Origin of the sequence: Pseudomonas sp. D1-36, from assembly GCF_051132205.1 — a bacterium.
GTDB lineage: Bacteria > Pseudomonadota > Gammaproteobacteria > Pseudomonadales > Pseudomonadaceae > Aquipseudomonas.
On the sequence record NZ_CP071674.1, the window covers coordinates 2,706,343 to 2,731,128 of the forward strand.

The 24,786-nt window shown below is 63.2% G+C and carries 18 protein-coding genes and 3 pseudogenes; 12 read left to right on the top strand and 9 right to left on the bottom strand.

All coding sequences use genetic code 11. The annotated features are described in order from the left end of the window. Positions 1 to 90 precede the first annotated feature (90 nt). From J3P76_RS12040 to J3P76_RS12055, 4 genes are all read right to left on the bottom strand, one after another. A complete protein-coding gene (locus J3P76_RS12040) occupies positions 91 to 2,727 on the bottom strand; it encodes an excinuclease ABC subunit A (protein WP_434605890.1) in 2,637 nt (878 codons plus the stop codon). Between the two features lie 331 nt (positions 2,728 to 3,058). Next, a complete protein-coding gene (locus J3P76_RS12045) occupies positions 3,059 to 4,798 on the bottom strand; it encodes a dipeptidase (RefSeq protein ID WP_434676472.1) in 1,740 nt (579 codons plus the stop codon). Between the two features lie 194 nt (positions 4,799 to 4,992). Next, on the bottom strand, positions 4,993 to 6,996 hold the full coding sequence (locus J3P76_RS12050; RefSeq protein WP_434676473.1) for a peptidase U32 family protein: 2,004 nt from the start codon (positions 6,994 to 6,996) through the stop codon (positions 4,993 to 4,995). Positions 6,997 to 7,101: 105 nt separating this feature from the next. Continuing rightward, on the bottom strand, positions 7,102 to 8,667 hold the full coding sequence (locus J3P76_RS12055) for a sensor domain-containing diguanylate cyclase (RefSeq protein ID WP_434647550.1): 1,566 nt from the start codon (positions 8,665 to 8,667) through the stop codon (positions 7,102 to 7,104). A 128-nt stretch (positions 8,668 to 8,795) separates the two neighbouring features. On the opposite strand from J3P76_RS12055, the pseudogene J3P76_RS12060 reads away from it, so the two are divergent. Continuing rightward, positions 8,796 to 9,253, top strand: a pseudogene (locus J3P76_RS12060) (metallophosphoesterase family protein). Between the two features lie 10 nt (positions 9,254 to 9,263). Here J3P76_RS12060 and J3P76_RS12065 read toward each other — a convergent pair. From J3P76_RS12065 to J3P76_RS12075, 3 genes are read right to left on the bottom strand one after another with little or no spacing between them, the layout of a single operon-like run. After that, positions 9,264 to 10,166, bottom strand: a complete 903-nt coding sequence (locus J3P76_RS12065; RefSeq protein ID WP_434558988.1) for a sugar phosphate isomerase/epimerase family protein — start codon at positions 10,164 to 10,166, stop codon at positions 9,264 to 9,266. Positions 10,167 to 10,209: 43 nt separating this feature from the next. Continuing rightward, the gene (locus J3P76_RS12070) at positions 10,210 to 11,379 is read right to left on the bottom strand and encodes a Gfo/Idh/MocA family protein (protein ID WP_434701989.1); all 1,170 of its coding nucleotides are present in this window, start codon (positions 11,377 to 11,379) and stop codon (positions 10,210 to 10,212) included. A gap of 19 nt (positions 11,380 to 11,398) precedes the next feature. Continuing rightward, positions 11,399 to 12,322: a TIM barrel protein gene (locus J3P76_RS12075; protein ID WP_434676476.1), complete on the bottom strand. Its 924-nt coding sequence runs from the start codon at positions 12,320 to 12,322 to the stop codon at positions 11,399 to 11,401. A 128-nt stretch (positions 12,323 to 12,450) separates the two neighbouring features. On the opposite strand from J3P76_RS12075, the gene J3P76_RS12080 reads away from it, so the two are divergent. Next, positions 12,451 to 13,506, top strand: a complete 1,056-nt coding sequence (locus J3P76_RS12080) for a LacI family DNA-binding transcriptional regulator (protein ID WP_434701990.1) — start codon at positions 12,451 to 12,453, stop codon at positions 13,504 to 13,506. Between the two features lie 143 nt (positions 13,507 to 13,649). Next, positions 13,650 to 14,582: a hypothetical protein gene (locus J3P76_RS12085; RefSeq protein WP_434605873.1), complete on the top strand. Its 933-nt coding sequence runs from the start codon at positions 13,650 to 13,652 to the stop codon at positions 14,580 to 14,582. Positions 14,583 to 14,611: 29 nt separating this feature from the next. Here J3P76_RS12085 and J3P76_RS12090 read toward each other — a convergent pair whose 3' ends face one another. Further along, positions 14,612 to 14,953 (bottom strand): hypothetical protein, encoded by a 342-nt coding sequence (locus J3P76_RS12090; RefSeq protein WP_434611699.1) that lies wholly within the window; start codon positions 14,951 to 14,953, stop codon positions 14,612 to 14,614. 97 nt (positions 14,954 to 15,050) lie between these two features. After that, a pseudogene (locus J3P76_RS12095) lies at positions 15,051 to 15,164 on the bottom strand (hypothetical protein); the annotation flags it as partial. Here J3P76_RS12095 and J3P76_RS12100 point away from each other — a divergent pair. The 9 genes and pseudogenes from J3P76_RS12100 to J3P76_RS12140 form a co-directional block, all read left to right on the top strand. Then, positions 15,109 to 15,344, top strand: a pseudogene (locus J3P76_RS12100) (LysR substrate-binding domain-containing protein); the annotation flags it as partial. The pseudogenes J3P76_RS12095 and J3P76_RS12100 overlap by 56 nt on opposite strands. A gap of 228 nt (positions 15,345 to 15,572) precedes the next feature. Next, positions 15,573 to 16,877, top strand: coding sequence for a flavin-containing monooxygenase (locus J3P76_RS12105; protein WP_434702035.1), 1,305 nt, complete (start codon positions 15,573 to 15,575; stop codon positions 16,875 to 16,877). Then, the gene (locus tag J3P76_RS12110) at positions 16,877 to 17,287 is read left to right on the top strand and encodes a RidA family protein (protein WP_003201555.1); all 411 of its coding nucleotides are present in this window, start codon (positions 16,877 to 16,879) and stop codon (positions 17,285 to 17,287) included. Before J3P76_RS12105 ends, J3P76_RS12110 begins: the two co-directional genes overlap by 1 nt. A gap of 10 nt (positions 17,288 to 17,297) precedes the next feature. Next, positions 17,298 to 17,972, top strand: coding sequence for a DUF1028 domain-containing protein (locus J3P76_RS12115; RefSeq protein ID WP_434676478.1), 675 nt, complete (start codon positions 17,298 to 17,300; stop codon positions 17,970 to 17,972). After that, the gene (gene argE / locus J3P76_RS12120; RefSeq protein ID WP_434605870.1) at positions 17,965 to 19,134 is read left to right on the top strand and encodes an acetylornithine deacetylase; all 1,170 of its coding nucleotides are present in this window, start codon (positions 17,965 to 17,967) and stop codon (positions 19,132 to 19,134) included. Before J3P76_RS12115 ends, argE begins: the two co-directional genes overlap by 8 nt. Positions 19,135 to 19,149: 15 nt before the next feature. Then, positions 19,150 to 20,643 (top strand): aldehyde dehydrogenase, encoded by a 1,494-nt coding sequence (locus tag J3P76_RS12125; RefSeq protein WP_434676479.1) that lies wholly within the window; start codon positions 19,150 to 19,152, stop codon positions 20,641 to 20,643. A gap of 64 nt (positions 20,644 to 20,707) precedes the next feature. Further along, a complete protein-coding gene (locus J3P76_RS12130; protein ID WP_434701991.1) occupies positions 20,708 to 22,150 on the top strand; it encodes an APC family permease in 1,443 nt (480 codons plus the stop codon). After that, complete coding sequence (locus J3P76_RS12135) at positions 22,150 to 23,532, top strand: aspartate aminotransferase family protein (protein ID WP_434558970.1); 1,383 nt, start codon at positions 22,150 to 22,152, stop codon at positions 23,530 to 23,532. Before J3P76_RS12130 ends, J3P76_RS12135 begins: the two co-directional genes overlap by 1 nt. Positions 23,533 to 23,606: 74 nt before the next feature. Next, positions 23,607 to 24,623 carry an ABC transporter substrate-binding protein gene (locus tag J3P76_RS12140; RefSeq protein ID WP_434564110.1) on the top strand — a complete coding sequence of 339 codons (1,017 nt, stop codon included), beginning with the start codon at positions 23,607 to 23,609 and terminating at the stop codon, positions 24,621 to 24,623. The last annotated feature ends 163 nt before the right edge of the window (positions 24,624 to 24,786 follow it).

Consider the following 24,786-nt stretch of genomic DNA (forward strand, 5'->3'; position numbering starts at 1 on the left):
GATGCAACTGATCCGACGCCATCGCGAGCAAGCTCGCTCCCACAATGAAAGGGTGGTGCGGCTTGCAGTGCCTTGGCCCAAGGTGAACATTCACTCCAAGACCTTCTTGAGAAACGGCGCCGTGCGGCTCTCCCCGCAGTTCGCCACCACCTGCGGCGCGCCGCACACCACGACGTTGCCTCCCTGGGTCCCGGCCCCTGGCCCGATGTCGATGACCCAGTCGCTTTGCGCTACCACGCGCATGTCATGTTCCACCACGACCACCGTATGCCCTTCATCCACCAGTCGATTGAGCTGCACCAGCAAGCGGTCCACGTCCTGGGGGTGCAGGCCGTTGGTCGGTTCATCCAGCACGTAAAGCGTCGCGCCTCGGGCCTTGCGTTGCAGTTCCGTCGCCAGCTTGATCCGCTGGGCCTCGCCGCCGGACAGTTCGGTGGCCGGTTGGCCCAGGCGCAGATAGCCCAGGCCGATGTCTTTGAGTACCTGGAGCGAACGCCTGGCTGGCGGTTGCTCGGCGAAGACCTCCAGGGCCTGGTTCACCGTCAATTGCAGCACTTGGGAGATGTCCAGGCCTTGCCAGGTCACTTCCAGGGTCTGTGGGTTGTAGCGGGCGCCATGGCAGGTCGGACAGGGGGCGTACACGCTGGGCATGAATAATAATTCCACGCTGACGAAACCTTCCCCCTCACAGGTTTCGCAACGGCCCTTGGCGACGTTGAAGGAGAACCGTCCGGCATCGAAACCGAGCGCTTGTGCCTGCTCCGTCGCGGCGAAGAGCTTGCGCACATGGTCGAACAGCCCGGTATAGGTGGCGAGGTTGGAGCGTGGCGTGCGGCCGATGGGTTTCTGGTCGACCTGAACCAGTCGCTTGACCCCCTCGAGCCCGGCGGTGACCTGGCCGCCGCTGGCCAGCACCGGTTCGTCTTCCAGGCTTTGCTCTTCGCCATCGGCGTTGGCGCCGGGCTGGCCCAGGTGGGCGCCGACCAGATCCAGCAGGGCCTGGCTGACCAGGCTGGATTTGCCCGAACCGGAAATGCCGGTGACAGCCGTGAAGCAGCCCAGGGGAAAACCCACGCTCAGGTTGTCGAGATTGTTGCGGGTGATGCCGTCCAGCCGCAGCCAGTCCTTGGGTGGGCGCGGATGGCGCGCAATGGCCCGTTCTTCGGCGAACAAGTAGGCGCGGGTGCGGGATTCGGGCACTTGCCCAAGGCCTTCGGGCGGGCCACTGTAAAGGACCCTGCCGCCTTGCTCGCCCGCGTCGGGGCCCACGTCGATCAGCCAGTCGGCGCGGCGCATGGTGTCCAGGTCGTGCTCGACCACAAACACCGAGTTTCCTGCTGCTTTCAACCGTTGCAAGGCGCCAAAAAGCGCTTCACTGTCGGCCGGGTGCAGGCCGGCGGAAGGTTCGTCCAGCACATAGATCACCCCGAACAATTGGGAGTTGAGCTGGGTCGCCAGGCGCAGGCGTTGCAGTTCGCCGGAGGAAAGCGTCGGCGTGCTGCGCTCCAGGGCCAGATAGCCGAGGCCCAGGTCGATCAGCGTGACGATGCGCTCCAGCAGTTCGGCGGCAATGCGCTGGGCGGCCAAGCGCTTTTCCAGGGACAGATTGGGCGTGTGGCGCGCGTCCGGCCCGCCAGCGTGCGGGTTGTCGCCCCTGGCGGCGCGCTGCTCACGAGCCTCGCGCGTCTGGCGATGGGTGAGAACATCGCCCGATTCTTCGGGCTGCTCCAGATAATCCGGCGCCGCTACGGCCTTGAGCACCTCGGCCAATTCCAGCAATGACAGGTTGGACAGCTCGGCGATGTCCAGCCCGGCAAAGGTAACGGTCAGCGCCTCGCGCTTGAGGCGCTTGCCTTCGCAGACCGGGCAGGGGCTGGCGCGCATATATTGCGCCACCCGCTTGCGCATCTGCGCGCTTTGCGAATGCATGAAGGTGTGCAACAGGTAGCGCCGGGCCCCGCTGAACGTGCCCTGGTAGCTAGGTTCGAGTTTGCGCTTGAGGGCGTCGCGGGTCTGGGCCGGGGTGAGCCCGGCGTACACCGGGACGGTGGGGGTCTCTTCCGTGAAGAGGATCCAGTCGCGTTGCTTCTTCGGCAGGTCGCGCCAGGGAATGTCGACGTCATAGCCGAGTGTCACGAGGATGTCCCGCAGGTTCTGCCCTTGCCATGCCATGGGCCAGGCGGCTACCGCGCGTTCGCGGATGGTCAGCGAAGGGTCGGGGACCATGGTGGCTTCGGTCACTTCGTAAACCCGGCCCAGGCCGTGGCATTGCGGACACGCGCCCTGGGGCGTGTTGGGCGAAAAGTCCTCGGCATACAGCATCGGCTGGTCGGCCGGGTAGCTGCCGGCGCGGGAGTAAAGCATGCGGATCAGGCTCGACAAGGTGGTGACGCTGCCCACCGAGGAGCGCGCGCTGGGCGTGCCGCGCTGTTGTTGCAAGGCGACCGCCGGCGGCAGGCCTTCGATGCTGCCTACGTCCGGCACGCCGACCTGGTCGATCAGGCGCCTGGCATAAGGTGCGACGGACTCGAAATAACGACGCTGGGCTTCGGCGTAAAGCGTGGAGAAGGCCAGCGAGGATTTGCCGGAACCCGACACGCCGGTGAACACCACCAGGGCATCGCGAGGAATGTCCACGTCAACGTTCTTGAGATTGTGTTCGCGGGCGCCACGCACCCGGACGAAACCGGTGCCAGCGGTTAAAGCAGGGGCGGAGCGTGGGGGCATCGGGGATTCCTTGTGGTTGGCGGTGCGTTACGGGCGGTGGGAGCGGACTGCATCCCGGCATGGACGAGTATGCGACCGGGCTCGATCGTTTGCGTGCGAAAAAATTTACTGCGCAGGAGGGAGAGGGGCGAAGCGCTGCGCAGGACGGGAGGAACCTGTTCGTGCCCTATGCACCGCACCCCTTTGTGGCGAGGGAGCTTGCTCCCGCTGGGCTGCACAGCAGCCCCCGGAACAGTCGCCGCGGTAGGTCAGGTTGATGGCGTTTGGCCCGTTGGGGTCGCTGCGCAATCCAGCGAGAGCAAGCTCCCTCGTCACCGGAGCGCGCCGTTTCCTAGAGCTTCGGCAACTGCCCGATCCGCCCCATCATCTCGGTCACGACCTGCAGGTCCAGCAGGAACTGCTCCACGGTCTTGAACTCGTTGTCGTTGTGGCCGGTGTACTTGACGTCGGGCATGGCCAGGCCGAACTGCACGCCGTTGGGCAAGTCATGGACCGACGTGGCCCCGGCGGACGTGCCGAACTTGTGCTCCATGCCCAGGTTCTCGGTGGCGACGGCCAGCAGTGCCTTGACCCATTCGCCTTCGGGGTTACGGTACATGGGTTCGTCGATAGTGTTGTCGAATGTCACGGCAACCTCGGACTTCTTGGCCCACGCGGAGAGCTTGTCGTTGATCTCAGCCTTCAGCGTGTCCGTTGGCTTGCCCACGGGCACTCGCAGGTTCACGGCGAGCTTGAAGCTCTTGTCGTCCATCCCGACGTAGGTCAGCGAGGCGGTCAGCGGGCCCATGAACGCGTCGGAAAAGCCGATGCCCAGTTTGTTGCCCAGGTAATCCAGGCCCCAGTTGTCGGTGGCGTAACGCGCAGCGTCGGTGATGTGGTTGTGCTTGAGCGCGACCTTGCCATCCAGGCCATTGATGAAGGCCAGCATCCTGGCGACCGGGTTGACGCCTGACTCGGGCTCGGAGGAATGGGCGGATACGCCGGTAAAGGTCAGCTTGACGGTTTTATCGGCCACCTCGCTTCTTACTTCAAAGTCGCCGCCATTGGCTTTGGCGTAGTCGGTGCCGGCCTTGAGCAGGCTGGCGGCCAGCTCGGCGGGTTTGTCGGTGCTGAACGTCGCGACTGAAGTCGACGGGATCTGGTTGGTCGCCATGCCGCCGGTCATTGCAACGACTTCAGCCCCTTTGCCTTGGCCCGCCCGGCGAGGGAAGTTCGCCATGACCGTGCCGTAGCCTTTCTCGGCGATCACCACTGGGTAGCTGCCATCGAGCGCCAGGTTGTAATTGGGCGTCGGGTTGCGCTCGAAATAGTAGGGGATGGCGTCGCCGGTGGTTTCTTCGGTCGTGTCCACCAGCAGCTTGAAGTGGCGCGCCAGCGGCAGTTTTTCGTCCTTGATGATCTTCATGGCGTAGAGCACCACGACGATGGCGTTCTTGTCATCCTCGGTGCCTCGACCGTACATGCGATCGCCCACCAGCGTGACCTTGAACGGATCGAGCCTGGTGCCGTCCTTGAGCACCCAGTTTTCCGGCGTCACCGGCACCACGTCGGCATGGGCGTGAATGCCCACGACTTCGTCACCGCTGCCTTCGAGTGAAATCTCATAGACGCGGTTGTCGATGTTGCGGAAGTTCAGGTTGAAGTCGTTGGCCAGGCTTTTGATCTTGTCGGCGATCTTGAGAAACTCGGGGTTTTCATGCTGGGCCACGCCGTCCTTGCGAAAGGTCGGGATTTCCACCAACTGGCGCAAGGTCTCGGTGGCGGCCTTGCCATACTTCACCCGGGCGTAGATACCGAGCAGCCGATGGATTTCGTTCTGTTGTTCCGCCGACAGGGTTTTGTTGCCTTGGAAGGCATCGATGGCCGGGCCGAGATTCGCGGATTTGGCCAGCTCACTCTTGGCGACGCTCGCCAGGAACTGGCGGAAATCGCTGACCGAGGTATCGGCGTAGGTCTTGACGAAGTCCGCGCTCTGTTGGGCGGTGATGTTGGCGTTGGCGGATATCGAGTAGGACGAGAGGGTGGACAGGACGAGGGTGGCAATAGCCAGGCGCTTGAACGGGAAGTTCATGGTGAGGGGCATTCCTTTGCAGGGAAAAGTGTCGTTTGGTGAAACAATCACTTACAACCTAGCACCATGAGCGCCGGTTGGGGGAGCCCTAAGAACGGAATATGTCGCCGGAAAAAGCGCAAACGGCGCAGAAATGAAAAATCCCCTGTGGGAGCGAGCAAGCCCGCTCCCACAGGGTTCGGTGGTGACTGGAGTCAATGCGTCCCGCGCGGAATCGTCTTGAGCAGATCTTCCGGGCTGATATGCCCCACCACCGGCTGAGCCGTGCTGCCCGGCAATGGCAGGTCGAGGATATGCCCCTTGATCTTGCCGACCACATGCATCTCGCAGGGTTTGCAATCGAACTTCAAGGTCAGCACTTCATCGCCGTGAATCAGCTGCATCGGCGCGACCTTGGTGCGCACACCGGTGACGCCCTTGGCTTGCTTGGGGCAGAGGTTGAACGAAAAACGCAGGCAATGCTTGGTGATCATCACCGGTACTTCGCCGGTTTCCTCGTGGGCCTCGAACGCCGCGTCGATCAGCTTGACGCCGTGGCGGTGGTAGAAGTCCCGGGCCTTCTGGTTGTAGACGTTGGCCAAAAACGACAGGTGCGACTCCGGGTACACCGGTGGCGGCGTGGTTTCGGCCTTGCGCCCGCCCCGTGGATGCGCTGCGACGCGCGCCGTGGTCAGGGCTTCGATCACCTCGCGGCGCAGTGCCTTGAGCTGGGAGTTGGGAATGAAAAACGCCTGGGGCGCGTCCAGCTTGATCGACGTGGCGTGGTACTCGGTGGTGCCCAGTTGGCCGAGCAGGTCCTGCAACTGCTCCAGGGCTTGTTCTGGCTTGTTCGCCAGGCCGAAAGGACCGTCGAGGGCAACGCTGGCGCTGATGCCTTCTTCGCTGGTGGCGGTCAGCTCCAGGCGCTCTTCGCGCAACTGCGCGACCCAGGCCAGGCCCACGCGACGCTCGGCGGAGGTCTTGAGCAAGGCTTGCTGCCAGTTGTGGTCCAGGTTGCGGCTCAGCGGATGGTTGGGCCGCAACTGGTACATGCCGGCGGGCATCTCGTTGGGCTCGACGCGGTAGCGGTAGCGCTTCTGGCCTTCGTCATCGAGGAACTCGCCCTTGGGCTCGGCGATGTTGGCCCGGAAACCCACCACTTCGCGCTTGACCAGCACGTTGAGGCCGTCGCCGTTGGACAACGGATCAGACGTCACCACGTGCAGGTCGCGCTTGCCGACTTTCTCCACCACGCCCACCGGTACGCCGGTGAACGTGGGGGAGTCGAAGGCGCCGATGTCGATCTTGCGCTCGCTGACGAAGTAGTCGGTGCTGCCACGGTGGAAGGTCTTGTCCGGGTCCGGCACGAAGAAGTGCGCGATGCGGCCACTGGAAGCGCGGGCCAGGTCCGGGCGGTCTTCGAGGACATCGTCCAGGCGCTGGCGATAGTAGGCGGTGATGTTCTTCACATAGGCCGCATCCTTGTAGCGGCCTTCGATCTTGAACGAGCGCACGCCAGCTTCAACCAGGGCGCGGATGTTGGCGCTCTGGTTGTTGTCTTTCATCGACAAAAGGTGCTTTTCGTAGGCGACCACCCGGCCTTGATCATCCTTGAGGGTGTAGGGCAGGCGGCAGGCCTGGGAGCAATCGCCACGGTTGGCGCTGCGGCCGTTTTGCGCGTGGGAGATGTTGCACTGGCCGGAAAACGCCACGCACAACGCGCCGTGAATGAAGAACTCGATGGCCGCGTCGGTTTCGTCGGCGATGGTGCGGATTTCCTGCAGGTTCAGCTCGCGGGCCAACACCAGCTGCGAGAAACCGGCCTGGTCGAGGAATTTCGCCCGGGCGAGTGTGCGAATGTCGGTCTGGGTGCTGGCGTGCAGCTCGATCGGCGGAATGTCCAGTTCCATCACGCCCAGGTCCTGGACGATCAGGGCATCGACGCCGGCATCGTAGAGCTGATGGATCAACTGGCGGGCCGGCTCCAGCTCGTTGTCATGCAAGATCGTGTTGATCGTGGTGAACACCCGGGCATGGTAGCGATGGGCGAACTCCACCAGCCCGGCGATATCGCTCACCTCGTTGCAGGCGTTGTGACGCGCACCGAAACTCGGGCCACCGATGTACACGGCGTCGGCGCCATGCAGGATGGCCTCGCGGGCGATGGTCACGTCGCGGGCGGGGCTGAGCAATTCCAGATGATGTTTAGGCAAGGACATGTTTTTTTAGTCAGGCTGGTCACGGTCGAAGCGCGCATTGTAGCCGCCAGGCGCCGGATCGGCACCTGTGCAAGCCTGTGTCGGGGGAAATGAGCCGATACGCGGTCAGCCCTGGGCGGCGCCGATGCTGCACCAGCGGTTGCGCCCGGTGTTCTTCGCCAGGTACAGGAACGCGTCGGCGGCCTTGATCAACATGGCGGGGCTCACGTCCTCGCTGCTCGGCTGGCAGGTGTTGATGCCCGCGCTGATGGTGACGATGCCCAGGGGATGATCGCCATGCTCGATGTTCAGGGCCCTGACGGCTTCGAGGATTTGTTGCGCGACCTGGGCGGCGCCAGTGCTGTCGGTATTGGGCAGCAACACCGTGAATTCCTCGCCGCCGTAGCGGACCGCCAGGTCCCCGGGCCGCTTGATCGTCTGCCCGATCGCGCTGGCAATCGCCCGCAGGCAGTCGTCGCCGGCGGCATGGCCGTACTTGTCGTTGAAGCGTTTGAAGTAGTCGACGTCGAGCATGATCAGGGCCAGGGACGAACCCTGGCGCTTGGCCAGGCGCAGCTCATCGGCCAGGGCGCTGTCTAGCCGCCGACGGTTGCCCAGGCCGGTCAGGCTGTCGGTCAGGGCCATGTCCCGCATGGCTTGGTGGGCGCTGCGGATCTGCTTTTCCATGGTCATGCGGTAGCGCAGCTGGCTCAACACGATGAGCCCGAAACCCACCAGGATGGCGATCAGGAATATCAGCACCAGGCTGGTCTTGAACAAGTCCCGGCGCCACGGGGCGACGATCGATTCGCGGGACAAACCGGCTTCCACCACCAGCGGGTAGGTGGTCAGGGCCCGGTAGCCGTACAAGCGTTCGGTGTCGTCGACGACCGCCCGGGCTTCGGCCACGCCCTGGTTGGAGGTTGGCAGGTGCTCACGGAAGATCACGCTGTTGACCAGGCTCTTGCCGATCACCGAGGCGACGAAGGGCCGTCGTACCAGGATCGTGCCACTGCGCAATGCCAGGACCAGCGCGCCTTTGTCGTCGATCTTGAAGTCACCGTAATAGTCGACGAAATAGCTGACCTTGACGGTCCCGAGCATCACGCCGGCGAAAGAGCCGTCGGGGTTGTTCAAGCGGCGCGAGACAGGAATGATCAAGTCGTCGGTGGAACGACTCTTGATCACTTCGCCGATACGCACGCCACGGTCCTGGTGTGTGCGGTGGTACTGGAAGTAGTCTCGATCGGCGTTGTTCGCCATTTCCGGTATCACGTCCTTGTCTGTCGCCAGCCATTGACCGTCCGGGCCGTAGATAAACAAGCCGTGCAGTTGCGGCATGATCGCGGCTTGTTGGATGAGCAGCTTGTGGATACGGGCAATGTCCATGTTTTGCAGCCCGTCGCCTTCCACTCGTTCGGCAAGGGCGGCGGTGAGCACGTCCACTTGGCGGATGGCGTCTTCGGCGTGTTGGGCGGTTGCCCTCGCCAGGTTGGTGACCGAGTCGCGGGCGGAAGCGAAGGCCGCGCGATAATCGCGCCATGTGCGCCAGCCCTCGACGGCGAGGAAGGCCATGACGACCACGAGCATGAAACTGACCGTCAGCCGAAACGCCGCCCCGGCTCGCACAGCCTGCGGGAACGCTTGATCGGGGCTTTCAATCCTGGGCTCTGGCTGTTTGCGTCCGAGCATTGGCTTATCCTTCTACACGACGGGTCCGTGCGCTTGCAGCGCACAGCCTATCCTATTCCATTTCAGCACGTTAGCTAACTGCGACGAGGCCTATACAGCCGACGACACACGGCACAAGGGGAAGGTTCATGAAAGTTGGCGTCATATCCGACACCCACGGCTTGCTGCGCCCCGAGGCGTTGGACGCGCTGCAAGGCTGCGAGAGGATCATTCATGCCGGTGATATCGGCAGCCACCAGATCCTGGAAGCCCTGGCATCCATCGGCGAGCTGTACGTGGTACGTGGGAACAACGACCTGGAGGCCGACTGGGCGGGACAGATCGCCGATCAGTTGCAATTCGACCTGGGCGGGTGGCAGGTGCTGTTGGTCCAGACATCGCCGATGTGCCGGCGACGCTCGATCCAGCTGTAAGGGTGGTGATCACCGGCCATTCCCACAAGCCGCTGATCGACTGGCGTGGCGAGCGGCTCTACCTCAACCCCGGCAGCGCCGGCCGGCGGCGGTTCAAGTTGCCGGTGACGCTGGCGTTGCTGGAGGTCAGCGAGCAGGGGATCGAGCCGCGGATCGTGCCGTTGCTACCGTGACAGGCCTGAGTTACCTGAAGTATTTGTCGACGTAGGACTGGATCTCCTGGCGCATGAAACGCCCGGATTCATCGGCCCGTTCCTCCCAGCCGAACACACACGCCGTGACGATGCCGTCGAAGCCGGTCTTCGCCAGTTCGCCAAAGAACAGGTCCCAGTCGATCTCGCCCTGGTGCATGTCCATGTGCTGATGCACCGTCACCTTGGCTCCGGGTGGGTTGACGATATAGCGCAGGCCGGACGAGGCCTTGTGGTTGTAGGTGTCGGCAATGTGGACATGGGTGATCATCGATCCGGCTTCAGCGATCATGGCTTGCATGTCATCGCCGAAGTAGAACGTGTGGGGGGCACAGTACAAAAACTTCACGTTGTCTGAACCGACGGTCTTGAGCATGTCCAGGGCCGGCTGAAGGGTCTCGCACCAGTCCTCCGGATGCGGCTCGACGTTGAGGGTAACGCCTTCGGATTCGAGGATCGGCACCAGCTCTTCCATCGAGCGCCACCAGGCCGCTTCGCTCGACTCATGACTGTGCATGCCGCCACAGCAGCTGACCTTGTGCCCGCGATCGGGCGACGGCCCGCGACCGAACTCCGAGTTCATCGTCGTACACCCCATCTCCACGGCAACCTGGATCGCTTCCTTCCAGTAGTTCACCGCCGCCCGGCGTTCGTCCTCGTGGGGGCTGGCCCAGCGGTACATCGGCAGCAGCGACGCCAGTTGCAGGTCATGGTCGCGCAGGGCTTTCTTGAATTCGGTGATGCGTTCCTTGTGGGCGCGAGGGCGAACCCACCACGGCAGGAAATCTTCACGCGGCGACAGTTCCAGGTATTGGTAGCCGAGCTCGGCGGTCTTGCGGCACAGGTCCGGCAGGCTCAGGTGGCGGTGCATGTAGGGATCGAGGGCGATTTTCATTGTTGTTCTCCGTTGATCAACATTGGTTACCTGTGGCAGCAGGTTAATAGGCGATCCAGGTTGAATCGTTGTTGGCCGATTCCACGCAGCGCTCCACCCAGCGCACGCCGTCCACGCCGGCGTCGATGTCGGGATAGCGCAGCGCGGTCAGCATTTGGGCGTCGCCACGGTTGGCGGCGTCCATGGCGAGGGCGAAGCGGCGATAGAGATTGGACCAGGCCTCGAACAGCCCTTCGGGATGACCGCCACCGATGCGGTCGTCCAGCAAGGCGTCGTCGTGCAGATAGCCCATGCCGCGCTCCAGGGTTTGCGCGGGCTGGCCCTGGATCTCGAAACTGAGCTGGTTGGGGCGCTCATCCCACCATTCCAGGCTCGCCCGGGATCCGATCACGCGGATTTTCTGGCCGTGCATGGAACCGGCATTCACCGCGCTGGACCAGACCATGCCCATCGCGCCGCTTTCGTACTCCATCAAGGTGTAGGCGTTGTCCTCCAGCGGCGCGCGGCTGGCGACGAAGCTCTGCCGGCTGCACATCAAGCGCTTGATCTTGAGCTCAGGCAGCATCACCTTGGACAGATACAACGGATGCGTACCGACATCCCCAAGCACATAACTGGGCCCGGCCTGGCGCGGGTCGACGCGCCATTGCGTCGCCTGGCTCTGAGCCTCTACCGGCGCGCTGTGAAAACCGTGGGCGAACTGCATATGCACCATGCGGATCTCCCCCAGCTCCTTGGCTGCAATCATTGCCCGCGCCTGTTCGATCAACTGGTGCCCGGCGTAGCCGTAGGTCAGGCCGACGATACGGCCCCGGGACCTGGCCAGGGTCCGCAACGCCTCGGCTTCGTCGAGGGTGAAGCACAGCGGTTTCTCGCAAACCACATGCAAGCCGGCTTCCAGGGCGGCGCGGGTGATGGCGTAGTGCGTGCCGTTGGGGGTGGCGATCGACACCGCCTCGATGCCGTCGGGCCGCTGTGCTTCCAGCTCGAACAAGCTCAGGTAGTCCGGATAACAGCGCGCCGGGTCGATCCCCAACGCTTCGCCGAAGGCCTGGCCACGGCCCGGATCGATGTCCAGCGCGCCGGCGACCAGTTCGAAGTTGCGATCGCGCAGGGCGGCCGAGCGGTGGATGTAACCGATCTGGCTGTGCTCGCCGCCGCCGATCATGGCCCAGCGCAGGGGCCGGCCAAGGGTTTTGCTGCCATTGATCATGAGTGTTGTCCTCCTTTGGTCAGAAGCCGATGCCGGCCAAATAGGCGCGGCTGGCCGCCACGTCGTCCAGGCTGGTGGCGGCGTTGCGCGGGTCGCGTTCCTGTTCGACGGTAATCGCGCCTTGGTAGCCGAGCTCACGCAGCAGGCCATGCAGGGCCGGGTAGTCGATGGCACCGCGTCCTATCGGGCACATCACGCCCCGGGCACAGGCGGCGAAGAAGCGGATGCGCTCGTTCAGCACCTGGTCGAAGACCGCCGGGTCTATGTCTTTGAAGTGCAGGTAGTCCAAGCGATGGGCGTAGGTGCGCAGCGATGCGAGCGGGTCCATGCCGGCGTAGTAGAGGTGCCCGGTGTCCAGGCACAACCCGGCAATGTCGTGGGGGATGTCATCCACCAGCCGCGCCAGCTCATCGGCGAATTCGATGTAGCCGCCGGCGTGAGGATGGATGACGGCGCGGATGCCATAGGTGTCCCAGGCGAGGGCGGCGATGGCGCGGATATGCGCCATCATCGCGTTCCAGTGCGCGTCGTCCAGGCGTGGCGCGCGGTCCGAATGGCCGGCCGCGTAATCGCGTTCGTCGTGGCCCCAGTCGATGATCACCAGGTAGGGCCCGCCGAAGCGCTGGCCGGGCTGGGGTTTCAAGGGCGGCAGTTGTTTGAGTGAGCCGCAGATGGAGTGGGTCTGGCGCAGCAGTTCGGGCAGATTGGCTGGGTTTACCAAGTCATCGAAAATCGTTCCCGCGACGATGTGCAGGCCGTGCTCCGACAGTGCTGGATTGAGGATTTCCGCCTCCAGCGGCAGATAACCATAGGGCCCCAGCTCGATGCCGCGATAGCCCGCATCGGCGGCTTCGCGCAGCACCCGTCGCCACGGTGGCAGAAACGCGTTCTTGATGTCATCGACGCCCCAGCAGCAAGGCGCCGTGCAGATGTGGATCGCCATTTGAAGCACTCCGGCTGTGTTGTTGTTTTTGTCTTGGGCTGATGCTATTGCCTCGTTGCGGAGCGGGCCATGGGGTGATGGCTTAATGTGTCAGAACCCCTCATGATGGCGAAAAGAGGTGTCAAGACATGTCAAAGCAGCCACGCCGAAAATTGCGCCCCACCATGGCCGATGTCGCCCGGGAAGCCGGTGTGAGCCTGTCGACGGTGGACCGGGTGCTGAACCTGCGCGCCGACGTGCGTGCCGACACCGCCCAGCGCATCGCGGCAGCGGCGGGGCGCTTGGGCTTCCATGCCAAGGGGGTGATCGAGCAGCGTGTGCTCAACGACCGTCCCACCCTGCGTCTGGGGTTCCTGTTGCAGAAAAGCGGGGTGCCGTTCTATCAGGGGCTGGCCCACGCCCTGTCAAACACCGCCGCCACCTGCACGCGAGCGCGGATTCGCGTGGTCATTGGTTACCTGGACGACCTTGATCCGGTCAACGTGGCCCAACGCATCCTCGCCTTGCGTGACCAGGTGGACGGCCTTGGCGTGGTGGCGGTCGATCACCCCAAGGTGCGTGAGGCGGTGGCCCAATTGCGCGCGACAGGCATATCGGTCGTGGCGCTGCTCTCGGAACTGTCCAGCGGCGCCGGCACTGGTTACGCCGGCCTCGACAATCGCCTCACGGGACGCACCGCCGGTTGGTTCATCAGCCGCCTCGCCAGGCAGCCCGGGCCAGCGGCGGTCATGCTCAGCAGCCAGCGTTTCCAATGCCAGGAATTGTGCGAATTGAGCTTTCGCAGCTACTTGGCGGAGCAAACCGGCGAATGGGAGCTGCTCGCCTCGCGCCTGACCCTGGAGGACGACGAGTTTGCTTATGGCAACACCGTCGACCTGCTCACGGCAGAACCCGACCTGGCGGGGCTTTACGTGGCCGGCGGCGGCATCGCCGGGGTATTGCGGGCCCTGCGCAGCCTCCAGCAGCAACAGCTGCGCCTGCCCGTCGTGGTGTGCCATGACCTGACGCCGCTGACCCGGGAGGCGTTGAAAACCGGATTGGTCCAGGCGGTGCTCTCCCACCCGGTGACCACCCTGGCCGAAGAAGCCGTGGATGCTCTGGTCGAAGCCGCGACGGCCACGTCGGTGGGGCCGGTGGCGAGGCGGGTGGTGGCGTTGCAGATCGATGTGCCTGAAAGCACCTAGCGGTTACTTCTTTCGCTTGATGCTGCCGCTGTTTCTGCACGAGCTTTTAAACAGGCCTGTGCAATGAGTGAACGTCGTTATAGCTATCGGTCACTGGGTGTGCCATCATTTTGCCTCTATTTTGGTGGGATGGCAGGGACGCAATGCAAATCGAAAATCTAAGGCGCTTTCTCGACGCGGGAACCACCTTTTCCTTTGGTGAATCAGCTACGCCTCATACGGCCAACGACTTTTGGCAATGGGCTTTTTCCAACATGAACGTACCGGTTCTGCGAGGTGTGCTGATCGAATATCTGGTGGCCAGAAAGCTGATCGCCAACAACGATGACATCGTCGGAGATACGGTCAGGACGTTAACTACCTACACGCCTCGCAAAGGTGACCTGACCCGAAGCATCGAGCAGTTCTACCAAGTGCAACCTCATGGTGATGTATTTGATTTGCAGTTGAGCTGGGGCGTGACACTGGAAATCAAGAGCACCGCATCACCGGATACCTGGAGGCTGAACAAGACCTGCCGCTGGAACATTATTGAAGACAAGAATCTCAAGGAAGCGGTCTTTCCCGCTCAGTTCTATATCCTGGCGCAAATGGACTCCCAGGTGAATTTCACCGACAGCGCACTGGATTTGGGTTCAATCAAATTCCATGTGCGTACGGGAGAAGAGATGGATACGCTCGCCGCCAAGTATCAATCGCTGGGGTTCACCAAGTTCGTAGGCGAGGTGCCCAACCAGCGTACCTGTCAATATGATGAACTGCCCGTTGTGTTATCTGAATTGCAATCAAAACGTCTCGCCCGGGTCCGGAAAAAACTGCTGCCGGACTGGAAGCTTGAACCCCTCGCCCGCGCAGGAAACTTCATGCCGTTGGCCGTTGAAATGGCTGGCTATGTCGAAGCGGGGTGGTATGAGGAGGTTCAAGTGCAAGGCAAATGGACGGCCGTGCGGATCGCACCGATTGCGTCGCCGTGGTTGCCGGACGAAACACCAGGCTGGCGGGATTGGGAGGCAGCGGGTTTTGCTTACGTTCCGGAGATTGTTGCGGTAATCGAACCGGAAGATGCGACTGCCTGAAAACAAAACCTTCGTGACACCACGAGGGTTCAGCCATGACCTTTGGTTCTTACTGTTGCCCTTGATGCCCGGTCAGTGTCGGATAAATCCGTATAACCCTGCGCCTCGCCCTGATAGAACGTGGCCGGATCGGCCGCGTTCAACGCCTCACCCAATCGGAAGCGCTCCACCAGATCCAGGTGTGCCAGGAACGGTGTTCCAAATGACACCACGTCGGCGGTGCCCTCACTGATGGCCGTGCCAGCGCGTTCGACGCTGTAGCCGCCGTTGGCGATATAGGGCCCGCCGAAGCGGCGCTGAGTTCGAGGAAATCGAACGGTCCTTCGCCGCCCCACGATGTGCAGGTACGCCAAGCCATAACGGCTGAGCATCCGGGCCGTGTGGTCGAAAGTCGCCTGAGAAGTAATTGAAGATCGGCGACAGGCGAACGCCAACGCGGCCGGCGCTAAAGTCCTCGATCACCGACTTGACCTCCTCTTTGAGGAAGCGTGCGCGATGCTCGATCGAGCCGCCGTAGGCATCGGTGCGCCTGGTTGGCCCCGATGGCAATGAAGGAGAAGTGCAGATACCCAGCCGCTTCAACGCCGATACCGCGCAAGCCTTGCGCCAGGCCCGGTGGCGGGGCTGGGCATCGCCGTGCTGCCGTCAGCCCTGAGCAGCCTGGAAGCTGGCCGGTTGGTGCGTGTATTGCCGCAATACCAACGCAGTGGTTTTGGTTTGAACGTGCTCTATCCAAGTCGGCGACAATTGCCTCGGGCGCTTCCACAGGCCCAATGCCGGGTGAACCGCCCCTGCCTGGCGCGATTTTGTTCCAACCAGTTTTTTCCTTCCCAGCCACAACAAAAACCCTCGTTTCGTAAATTCCCGCCTGCCAACACAATCGCCTCGACAGCTTGTTTCGATAGCTGCAATCGCAGAACAACAAGAAACCGGAACCCGAGGCGGCGACACGCCGACTTGAGCCAAACCCTCTGCCGGAAGTGCCAAGACATGCCCGTTGAAACCCTACGCATCGATACGCTTGTAATAGGCGCCGGCCAGGCCGGCGTCGCCATGAGTGAACATTTGAGCCGCCAAGGCGTGCCGCATCTGGTGGTGGAGCGCGACCGCATCGCCGAGGCCTGGCGCACGGCGCGCTGGGACTCGCTGGTCGCCAACGGCCCGGCCTGGCATGACCGCTTTCCTGGGCTGGAATTCGACGGCCTGGATCCCGATGCGTTCGCCTCCAAGGACCAGGTTGCCGAGTACTTCGAAGCCTACGCCCGCAAGTTCAACGCGCCGATCCGCACGGGTGTGGAAGTGCGCAAGGTCGAGCGCACTGTCGGTCGCCCAGGTTTTACTATTGATACCTCCGACGGTGTGATCGAAGCCACTAACGTGGTGGTCGCCACCGGGCCCTTCCAACGTCCCGTCATCCCGCCCATCGCGCCGCAGATGCCTGCGGTCACCCAGATTCACTCGGCGCAATACCGCAACCCCGGGCAGTTGGCCGAAGGCGCCGTGCTCGTGGTGGGAGCGGGGTCGTCGGGGGTGCAGATCGCCGATGAATTGCAGCGGGCCGGCAAGCAGGTCTACCTCTCTGTCGGTGCCCATGATCGTCCGCCACGCGCCTATCGCAATCGGGATTTCTGCTGGTGGCTCGGGGTGCTGGGCGAGTGGGACGCCGAGGCGGTCAAGCCGGGCAAGGAGCACGTGACCATCGCTGTGAGTGGCGCCCGGGGCGGCCACACCGTGGATTTCCGCCGGCTGGCCCACGAGGGCATCACGCTGGTGGGCCTGACCCGAGCGTTCAACGGCCACGTAGTGAGTTTCGAATCCAACCTTGCCGAAAACGTCGCCCGTGGCGATGAAAACTACCTGGCGTTGCTCGACGCCGCCGATGCCTATATCGAGCGCAATGGCCTGGACCTGCCGCCCGAGCCCGAGGCGCGCCGGCTATTGCCCGATCCTGAATGCATGACCCATCCGATCCTTGAGCTGGACCTGGTCGAGGCGGGTGTCAGCACCATCATCTGGGCCACCGGGTACTCGGTGGATTACAGCTGGCTGAACGTCGATGCATTCAAAGCCGATGGCAAGCCTCGGCATCAGCGTGGGGTCTGCAGCGAACCTGGCCTCTATTTTGTCGGCCTGCCTTGGCTGTCGCGCCGGGGGTCGGCGTTCATCTGGGGCGTGTGGCACGACGCCCGGCATATCACCGACCACATCGTCAAACAGCGCACGTATCTCGACTACCGCGATGCATCCCAGCGCATTTCGCAACCTTTGAAAACCAGCCTGACGGGAGTTCGTTGATGCCTACTCACACTCGCATCCGCATGTTCAACACCAAGGACACCTATCCCAACCAGACCCTGGACAACGACCTGTGCCAGGCCGTGCGCGCGGGCAATACCGTTTACGTCCGTGGGCAGGTCGGCACCGATTTCAACGGCCAGCTGGTGGGCCTCGGCGATCCGCGGGCCCAGGCCGAACAGGCCATGCGCAACGTCAAGCAACTGCTGGAAGAAGCCGGCAGTGACCTGAGCCACATCGTCAAGACCACCACCTACCTGATCGACCCGCGCTACCGCGAGCCGGTGTACCAGGAGGTCGGCAAATGGCTCAAGGGCGTGTTCCCGATTTCCACCGGGCTGGTGGTCAGTGCCCTCGGCCAGCCGCAGTGGCTGATGGAAATCGATGTGATCGCGGTCATCCCCGAATAAGGAGCACGACATGACGTTTTCCATCGTCGGACGCTGCGCCGAAACCGGCCAGTTGGGCATCGCCATCAGCTCGTCGAGCATTGCCGTCGGCGCCCGTTGCCCCTGGCTGCGGGCAGGGGTTGGCGCGGTGTCGAGCCAGAACATCACATTGCCTGCGCTGGGCCCGCAGATCCTCGACGAATTGGCCGCCGGTTCGGTGGCCCAAGAGGCGCTGGACCGTGCCCTGGCACGCAACGGCTACAGCGAGTATCGCCAGGTGGCCGTGGTGGATGCCCAGGGGCGCACGGCGGTTTTCAGCGGTCGCCACGCGTTGGGCGTCCATGGCGCCGGGGTCGGCGAACAGTGTGTGGCGGCCGGCAACCTGCTGGCGGGCGACGGGGTCATTGCCGCAATGGTCACGGCATTCGAACAGGGTGAGGGCAGCCTCGCGTCCCGCCTGTTGAGCGCGTTGCAGGCGGGCCAGGCCGCAGGCGGAGAAGCCGGGGCGGTGCATTCGGCGGCGTTGTCGGTGGTGGATGACCTGACCTGGCCAATCGTCGATCTACGGGTCGATTGGGCGGATGAAAATCCCATCGGCGAACTGGAAAAACTCTGGCTCGCCTATCAGCCGCAGTTGCAGGACTACCTCACTCGCGCCCTCGATCCAACCCAGGCGCCCAGCTACGGGGTGCCGGGCGATGAGTGAGTTGCGCAGCCGTGCATTACTCGCCGAGCTGGTGGGCTTTGCCACGGTCAGCCGCGATTCGAACCTGGCGTTGATCGAGTTCGTTCGCGATTACCTGCACGGCCTGGGCGTGACCAGCGAGCTGATCTACAACACGGAACGGACCAAGGCCAACCTGCTGGCGAGCATCGGCCCGTCGGTGCCGGGCGGCGTGGTGTTGTCCGGGCACACTGATGTAGTGCCGGTGGACGGGCAAGCCTGGACCGCGGAGCCGTTCCGCCTTAGCGAGCGGGACGGCAATTTGTTCGGACGCGGTACGGCGGACATGAAAGGCTACCTGGCCTCGGTGCTGGCTGCGGTGCCGACATTCCTGTCCAGCCCGTTGAAGCGTCCTGTACACCTGGCGTTCTCTTATGACGAAGAAATCGGTTGCCTGGGCGTGCGCGGCCTGCTGGAAGTCCTGCCGCAACGCGTCCCGCAACCGGCCTTGTGCCTGATCGGCGAGCCCACCGAGCTGCGACCGGTGTTGGGCCACAAGGGCAAGTTGGCGATGCGTTGCCACGTCAAGGGCGCGCCTTGCCATTCCGCCTATGCGCCTTACGGGGTCAATGCCATCGAACAGGCGGCGCGCTTGATCGGCCATCTGGGTGAGATCGGTGCGGAGCTGGCCGAGCCCTCACGACACGATCCGCGTTTCGACCCGGCGTATTCGACCGTACAGGTCGGCGTGATCCAGGGCGGCACGGCATTGAACATTGTCCCGGCCGATTGCCGCTTCGATTTCGAGGTGCGCGCCTTGCCGGACTTCGCCCCGCAGGCAGTGGTCGAGCAGTTGCGCGATTACGCCGAACAGACGCTGCTGCCCAGGATGAAGGCAATAAACGCCGACACCGCCATTCGTTTCGAACCCTTGTCCGCTTACCCGGGCCTGGCGACCTCGCCGCACAGCGCGGCCGCGCGCCTGGTGGCCCGGCTGTGCGGCAACGACGGTTTCGGCACCGTGGCGTTCGGCACCGAGGGCGGGCTGTTCCACCAGGCCGGCATCCCAACGGTGGTGTGCGGCCCCGGCAGCATGGACCAAGGCCACAAACCCGACGAATACGTGAGCGTCGAGCAAATGGCTGCCTGCGATCGCTTGATGGACCGCCTGGCGGTTTACCTCAGCGAACCCAATGACGTTTGATCCAAGGAAATACCCGTGAACGAATTCAATGATTGGAAGGCGCGTGCCGCTCAAGTGCGCCTGCGCGACAGCGCCCTGATCGACGGCGAGCCCCACGAAGCCCTCGATGGCGCCCGATTCGAAGTGATCAACCCCGCCAACGGCGTGTTGCTCGCCAATGTCGTGGCCTGCGCTGAACCGGAAGTGGACCTTGCCGTGAAAAGCGCACGCATGGCATTCGAGCAGGGCCCTTGGGCGCGCATGGCGCCCAGCGAGCGCAAGGCCGTGTTGTTGCGTTTGTCTCAGTTGATGCTGGCTCATCGCGAGGAACTGGCGCTGCTGGATTGCTTGAGCATGGGCAAACCGGTCATGGATGCCTGGAACATCGACGTGCCGGGTGCCGCCCATGTTTTTGCCTGGTATGGCGAAAGCCTCGACAAACTCTACGACCAGGTCGCGCCCTCGGCGGCGAACGTCCTCGCCACGATTACCCGCGTTCCGCTCGGCGTGATTGCGGCGGTGGTGCCGTGGAATTTTCCGTTGGACATGGCGGCCTGGAAAGTCGCGCCAGCGTTGGCGGCGGGCAACAGTGTCGTGCTCAAGCCGGCGGAGCAATCGCCGTTTTCGGCCCTGCGCCTGGCTGAACTGGCCCTCGAGGCAGGCGTGCCACCGGGTGTGCTCAACGTCGTGCCGGGCCTGGGCGAGCAGGCCGGGCGGGCGCTCGGCTTGCACCCGGACGTCGATTCGCTGGTGTTCACCGGATCGACCGAGGTCGGTAAATATTTCATGCAGTACTCGGCCCGATCGAACCTCAAGCAGGTCTGGCTGGAGTGCGGTGGCAAGAGCCCGAACCTGGTGTTTGCCGATTGTCAGGACCTCGACCTGGCGGCGCGCAAAGCCGCGTTCGGAATCTTCTTCAACCAAGGCGAAGTGTGCTCGGCTAACTCGCGGTTGTTGGTCCAACGGTCGATTCACGACGCGTTCGTAGAACGCCTGGTGGAACAGGCTCGCCTGTGGCAACCCGGCGATCCGTTGGACCCTGCGAGCCCTGCCGGCGCTATCGTCGATGCGCGTCAGACCGCGAGGGTCATGCAATACATCCAGCAGGCCAAGGCTGAAGGCGCACGCCTGGTGTGTGGGGGACGCCAACTGAACATTAATGGGTCGAGCAATTTCATCGAACCGACGATCTTCACCGACGTGCGCCCAACCATGCAATTGGCCCATGAAGAGGTGTTCGGGCCGGTGCTGGCAATCAGCGCGTTCGATGACGAAGAGCAGGCCATCGCCATGGCCAACGAACACATCTACGGCCTGGCGGCCTCCGTGTGGACCGACGACCTGAACCGGGCCCACCGTGTGGCGCGGCGTTTGAACGCGGGCACGGTGTCGGTCAATACCGTGGACGCCCTCGACGTCACCGTGCCCTTTGGCGGCGGCAAGCAATCGGGCTTCGGACGCGATCTGTCGCTGCACGCCTTCGACAAATACACACAACTGAAGACCACCTGGATCCAGCTGCGCAGCTGACCGCGGTCCAGGTCGTCGTTCGCAATCGATTTGTTCTCCCTAAAAAAAGAAAACGGAGCAACCGATGGACAGTTCCTCAAGCGTGCCGCTACAAACCGTTACGCCATCGCAGGTCGGCCCCCGCAAACGGCTGGGCCTGAGCGCCTTGTTGGCCGTCGCCGTGGGCCTGGTGGTTTCCCAGGGCGTCATGGTGCTGATGCTGCAAGGGGCCGGGATCGCCGGGCTGGGCTTCGTGATTCCGTTGGCCTTGGCCTGGCTGTTGGCCCTGAGCTACGCCTGTTCGTTTTCCGAACTGGCCTTGATGATTCCGCGCGCAGGCAGCCTGAGCAGTTACACCGAAGTCGCCATCGGCCAGTTCCCGGCGATCCTGGCGACGTTTTCCGGTTATGTGGTGGTGGCGATGTTTGCCCTGTCGGCGGAACTGCTGCTGATGGAATTCATCATCGACAAGGTCTACCCGCACTCGATGCCGCCGTTGAGTGTCGCGGTTGGCGTGCTGTGCCTGTTCACGGTGCTCAACCTGTTCAACATCGACATTTTCTCTCGGCTTCAAACGGTGTTGGCCTTGGTCATGACGGTGATGCTGTTGGTCATGGGCCTCGGCGCCTTGGCGAGCGATGGGGCAGGCAGCGTATCGACGTTGGTGGCGGCTACGGGCTGGAACCCCATGGGGCTCGGTGTCATTGCCCTGACCGCGATGGCGGTGTGGGGATTTGTCGGGGCCGAATTCGTCTGCCCACTGGTCGAGGAAACCCGCCGTCCGGAACGCAACATCCCGGCCTCGATGATGATTGGCCTGACGGTGATCTTCGTCATTATCTGCCTGTATTGCCTGGGCGCTTTGCTCACCGTTCCCCAGGCTGAGCTCGCCAGCAATGGCTTGCCGCACTATCTGTTCGCGACTTCGGTGTTCGGCGAGGCCGGGCAGGTATTCCTGGTGACCGCCGCCATCACCGCAACGTGCAGTACGCTGAACAGTTCCCTCGCTGCCATACCGCGCATGTTGCTGGGCATGGCCCGTAGCGGCCAGGCGTTCGGCATCTTCAAGCGCCAGGGCAAGCGCAGCGGTGCTCCTTGGGTGGCGGTGCTGTTCGTGGCGCTGGTTACCGGCTTGCCGCTGCTGCTGATGCACGACACGCCCGACGCCATCAACCTTTTGCTTCTGGCGGCGGCCCTGGCCTGGCTGCTGGCCTACGTCATCACTCACATCAACGTGATTGCCCTGCGGCGCCGCTATCCCCATGTCCACCGGCCGTTTCGCACGCCGTTCTACCCGGTGCCGCAGCTGTTCGGCATTGCCGGCATGCTCTTTGCCATCTGGCACGTGTCCCCCAGCCCTGAAATGACTGTTCCGATCTTCGCCAGCGCTGGCGCGGTGCTGGGCATCGTTTCGCTGATCGCGCTGGTGTGGGTCAAGTGCGTGATGGGCAAACCGCTGTTCAAGCCCGAGCCGCTGGCGTCTGTCCAGGGCACCGAAACCGACAAGATCAACAAAGGAGACCTTTAATGAACGCGCCATTGAACCCGAACCGCAGCACCCGCGAATATCAGGCCCTGGATGCGGCGCACCACATCCATGCGTTTCTCGACCAGAAAGCCCTCAATGCCGAAGGGCCACGGGTCATCGTCCGTGGCGAAGGGCTGGCGCTCTGGGACAACGATGGCAAGCGTTATCTGGACGGCATGTCGGGCCTTTGGTGCACCAACCTGGGCTACGGGCGCCAGGACCTGGCGGCAGCGGCCAGCCGTCAGCTGGAGCAATTGCCGTACTACAACATGTTCTTCCACACCACCCATCCGGCCGTGGTGGAGCTGTCCGAGCTGCTGTTCAGCCTGCTGCCGGATCATTACAGCCACGCCATCTACACCAACTCCGGCTCCGAGGCCAACGAGGTGCTGATTCGTACCGTGCGCCGCTATTGGCAGATCCTCGGCAAGGCGCAGAAGAAAATCATGATCGGTCGCTGGAACGGCTATCACGGCTCGACCCTGGGCGCGTCGGCGCTGGGCGGCATGAAGTTCATGCACGAAATGGGCGGGGTGATCCCGGATGTCGCGCACATCGACGAGCCGTACTGGTTCGCCCACGAAGGTGACCTGACCCCAGCCGAGTTTGGCCTGCGGGCGGCCCGGCAGTTGGAAGAGAAAATCCTCGAACTGGGCGCCGAGAATGTCGCGGCGTTCGTGGCCGAACCCTTCCAGGGGGCCGGCGGCATGATTTTTCCGCCAGAGAGCTACTGGCCGGAAATCCAACGCATTTGCCGGCAGTACGACGTATTGCTGTGCGCCGACGAAGTCATCGGTGGCTTCGGTCGCACCGGCGAATGGTTCGCCCATGAGTATTTCGGCTTCGAGCCCGACACATTGTCCATCGCCAAGGGCCTGACCAGCGGCTACATCCCCATGGGTGGCCTGGTCCTGTCCAAACGCATGGCCGAAGTGTTGGTGGAGCAGGGCGGCGTGTTCGCCCACGGCCTGACGTATTCCGGGCACCCGGTGGCGGCCGCGGTGGCGATAGCCAACCTCAAGGCCCTGCGCGACGAGGGCATCGTGACACGGGTCAAGGACGACACCGGGCCGTATCTGCAACGGTGCCTGCGGGAAACGTTCGACGGGCACCCGCTGATCGGCGAGATCCAGGGCGCCGGCATGGTCGCGGCCCTGCAACTGGCCGAAGACAGGAACAGCCGCAAGCGCTTTGCCAACGAAAACGAAATGGCCTGGCAATGCCGCACCTTCGGTTTCGAGGAGGGCCTGATCATTCGCTCCACCTTGGGCCGGATGATCATGGCCCCGGCGCTCGTGGCCAGCCATGCCGATATCGACGAACTGGTCGACAAGACCCGTATTGCTGTAGACCGCACCGCCCGCGCTTACGGTCGCCTCTGAGTCCGTCGCCGGCTCGTGCGGGCGAGCCGGCATTTTCGAGGAACCGATTCATGTCCAGATCCTTGCGTTACAACATGGCGTGTGCCCTGGCGTTGCTGAGTACCAGCGTCCTGGCCGCGCCACAAAGCCTGACCGTGATTTCATTCGGCGGCGCCACCAAGTTGGCCCAGGACAAGGCCTACTTCCAACCCTTCAACGCCAGCGGTGCGGGAAACATCGTGGCCGGCGAGTACAACGGCGAGCTGTCGAAGATCAAGGCGATGGTCGCGGCCGGGCATACCAGTTGGGATGTGGTCGAAGTGGAGAGCCCCGAACTGCTGCGTGGTTGCGAGGAAGGCTTGTTCGAAAGACTCGACCCGGCGGCCATAGGGAAGCCTGCGGATTTCGTTCCGGGAGCGCTCACTGAGTGCGGCGTGGCCACGTACGTCTGGTCGATGGTCCTGGCCTATGACCAGAGCAAGCTCGCCAAGGCACCCACCTCCTGGGCCGATTTCTGGAACGTGACCGAATACCCGGGCAAGCGTGGGTTGCGCAAGGGGGCCAAGTACACCCTGGAAATCGCCTTGCTGGCGGACGGCGTCAAGACAGAAGATGTGTACAAGGTCTTGAATACGCCGGAAGGCGTGGCGCGGGCATTTGCCAAGCTGGACCAGATCAAGCCGAATATCCAGTGGTGGGAGGCGGGCGCCCAGCCGGCGCAATGGCTGGTGGCCGGGGATGTGGCGATGAGCGCAGCCTACAACGGTCGCATCGCCTCGGCGCAGAAAGAGGGCATGAAACTGAGCATCGTCTGGCCGCAAAGCCTGTATGACCCGGAATATTGGGCGGTGGTGAAAGGCACGCCAAACAAGGCCTTGGCGGAGAAATTCATTGCCTTCGCCAGCCAGCCGCAGACCCAGAAAGTCTTCTCGGAGAACATCCCCTACGGACCGGTGCATCGCCAGACACTGGGCCTGCTGCCCGCTGAAGTCCGCGAGCAACTGCCCACCGCCGAGGCCAACCTGGCACAGGCGCAAGCGGTGGACGCGGAGTTCTGGGTCGACCATGGCGAAGAGCTGGAACAGCGCTTCAACGCCTGGGCGGCTCGCTAGTATCCAACCTAATATCGAACCGCTCTTGTGGCGAGGGAGCTTGCTCCCGCTGGGGTGCGAAGCACCCCCTTTACCCTGTGATCGCGGTGTAGCAGGTGGACCGCGTCAGGTTTTTGGGGCTGCTGCGCCCGAGGCGTCGGACCGGCCCAGCGGGAGCAAGCTC

Excerpts from the sequence above, each read along its gene's own strand:
- J3P76_RS12040 (WP_434605890.1), bottom strand. The coding sequence starts at position 2,727 with ATGCCCCCACGCTCCGCCCCTGCTTTAACCGCTGGCACCGGTTTCGTC.
- J3P76_RS12045 (WP_434676472.1), bottom strand. The coding sequence starts at position 4,798 with ATGAACTTCCCGTTCAAGCGCCTGGCTATTGCCACCCTCGTCCTGTCC.
- J3P76_RS12050 (WP_434676473.1), bottom strand. The coding sequence starts at position 6,996 with ATGTCCTTGCCTAAACATCATCTGGAATTGCTCAGCCCCGCCCGCGAC.
- J3P76_RS12055 (WP_434647550.1), bottom strand. The coding sequence starts at position 8,667 with ATGCTCGGACGCAAACAGCCAGAGCCCAGGATTGAAAGCCCCGATCAA.
- J3P76_RS12065 (WP_434558988.1), bottom strand. The coding sequence starts at position 10,166 with ATGAAAATCGCCCTCGATCCCTACATGCACCGCCACCTGAGCCTGCCG.
- J3P76_RS12070 (WP_434701989.1), bottom strand. The coding sequence starts at position 11,379 with ATGATCAATGGCAGCAAAACCCTTGGCCGGCCCCTGCGCTGGGCCATG.
- J3P76_RS12075 (WP_434676476.1), bottom strand. The coding sequence starts at position 12,322 with ATGGCGATCCACATCTGCACGGCGCCTTGCTGCTGGGGCGTCGATGAC.
- J3P76_RS12080 (WP_434701990.1), top strand. The coding sequence starts at position 12,451 with ATGTCAAAGCAGCCACGCCGAAAATTGCGCCCCACCATGGCCGATGTC.
- J3P76_RS12085 (WP_434605873.1), top strand. The coding sequence starts at position 13,650 with ATGCAAATCGAAAATCTAAGGCGCTTTCTCGACGCGGGAACCACCTTT.
- J3P76_RS12090 (WP_434611699.1), bottom strand. The coding sequence starts at position 14,953 with ATGCTCAGCCGTTATGGCTTGGCGTACCTGCACATCGTGGGGCGGCGA.
- J3P76_RS12105 (WP_434702035.1), top strand. The coding sequence starts at position 15,573 with ATGCCCGTTGAAACCCTACGCATCGATACGCTTGTAATAGGCGCCGGC.
- J3P76_RS12110 (WP_003201555.1), top strand. The coding sequence starts at position 16,877 with ATGCCTACTCACACTCGCATCCGCATGTTCAACACCAAGGACACCTAT.
- J3P76_RS12115 (WP_434676478.1), top strand. The coding sequence starts at position 17,298 with ATGACGTTTTCCATCGTCGGACGCTGCGCCGAAACCGGCCAGTTGGGC.
- argE (WP_434605870.1), top strand. The coding sequence starts at position 17,965 with ATGAGTGAGTTGCGCAGCCGTGCATTACTCGCCGAGCTGGTGGGCTTT.
- J3P76_RS12130 (WP_434701991.1), top strand. The coding sequence starts at position 20,708 with ATGGACAGTTCCTCAAGCGTGCCGCTACAAACCGTTACGCCATCGCAG.
- J3P76_RS12135 (WP_434558970.1), top strand. The coding sequence starts at position 22,150 with ATGAACGCGCCATTGAACCCGAACCGCAGCACCCGCGAATATCAGGCC.
- J3P76_RS12140 (WP_434564110.1), top strand. The coding sequence starts at position 23,607 with ATGGCGTGTGCCCTGGCGTTGCTGAGTACCAGCGTCCTGGCCGCGCCA.